Origin of the sequence: Myxococcus vastator, from assembly GCF_010894475.1 — a bacterium.
Lineage (GTDB): Bacteria > Myxococcota > Myxococcia > Myxococcales > Myxococcaceae > Myxococcus > Myxococcus vastator.
Genome location: NZ_JAAIYB010000835.1, coordinates 1 through 1,433, shown reverse-complemented (window position 1 = coordinate 1,433; position 1,433 = coordinate 1). Strand labels below are relative to the sequence as shown.

1 protein-coding gene is annotated in these 1,433 nt (G+C 72.6%); it reads right to left on the bottom strand.

What is annotated here, in order from left to right; all coding sequences use genetic code 11:
• Window positions 1-1,433 (bottom strand): type I polyketide synthase (locus G4D87_RS37745; protein ID WP_275902333.1); only part of this gene is annotated, 1,433 nt, incomplete at both ends.

Here is a 1,433-nt window from a genome sequence, read left to right as displayed (position 1 = left end):
CCGTTCTCCAGCGCCTGCCGAATCACCGCCTGCTGCGCCATCCCGTTCGGCACCGTCAGCCCGCTGCTCGGCCCGTCGTGGTTCACCGCCGTCCCTCGAATCACCGCCAGCACTTCATTCCCGTCCGCCACCGCCTCCGACAGCCGCTTCAGCACCAGCACGCCGCAGCCCTCGCCGCGGGCGAACCCGTCAGCGGAGGCGTCGAACGTCTTGCACCGGCCCTCGGGCGAGAGCATGTGCGCCTTGCAGATGGACAGCGTGGCCTCGGGCGTGAGGATGAGGTTCACGCCACCCGACAGCGCCAGGGTGGACTCACCGCTGCGCAGGCTCTGGCAGGCCAGGTGCAGCGCGACGAGCGACGACGAGCACGCCGTGTCCACCGCCATGCTCGGCCCATGCAACCCCAGCGCGAATGACAGCCGGCCCGGCGCCACGTTCAGCGACGTGCCCGACGCGAAGTACGCATCCACCGCGGAGGGGTCCTGGTTGAGGATGACGCGCGAGTAGTCCGACGCGGTGATTCCCACGAAGACCCCCGTGTTCGTGTCGCGCAGCGTGTCCGGGTTGATGCCCGAGCGCTCCAGCGCCTCCCAGCCGACCTCCAGCAGCAGCCGCTGCTGCGGGTCCATGCTCTCGGCCTCTCGTGGGGAGATGCCGAAGAACTGCGGCTCGAAGCCCGCCACGTCGCGCAGGAAGCCGCCCTTGCGCATGTACACCTTCCCCGGCGCCTCCGGGTCCACGTCGAACAGCGCGTCCACGTCCCAGCGGTCCGCGGGCACCTCCGTGGTGGCGTCCACGCCGTCGCGCAGCAGGCGCCAGTACGCCTCGGGGGTGTCCGCGTCCCCTGGGAAGCGGCAGGCCATGCCGATGATGGCGATGGGCTCGTCCGCGTGCGCGATGCGCTCCGCCGCGGGGGCCTCGGCCCGAGGCGTCCGCTCCCCCACCAGGCCCACCAGGTACTCCGTGAGGGCCTGGACGTTCGGGTAGTTGAAGACCAGCGTCGCCGACAGCGGCTGTCCCACCACGCGCTGGAGCCGCTCCCTCAGCTCCACCGCCATCAGCGAGTCCATGCCCAGATCCGCGAAGCCACGCCCCGGCGGGATGGGCCGCTTCGGGTCCAACCCGAGCACCCCCGCCACCTGCTGGCGCACCGCTGACTCCAGCGCGTCGCGCCCCAGCACGGGCGCGGGGCTCGCCGCCGGAGCCACGGTGGGCGCGGCGGCCTCCGCGCTCATCGCCTCCAGGAACGGCCGGCGACCGCGCGCCTCGTAGATGGGCTTGAAGCGCTCCCACCTCACGCGCGCCACCGTGGCCTGCGTGAGGTCCGCGCCGAGCAGCCGCTCGAACCAGGCGACGCCCTCCCCCACCTCCAGGGAGTCCACGCCCATGTTCGCCAGCCACCGCTGCGCGTCGGGCGAGGCCATGCCCCGGCC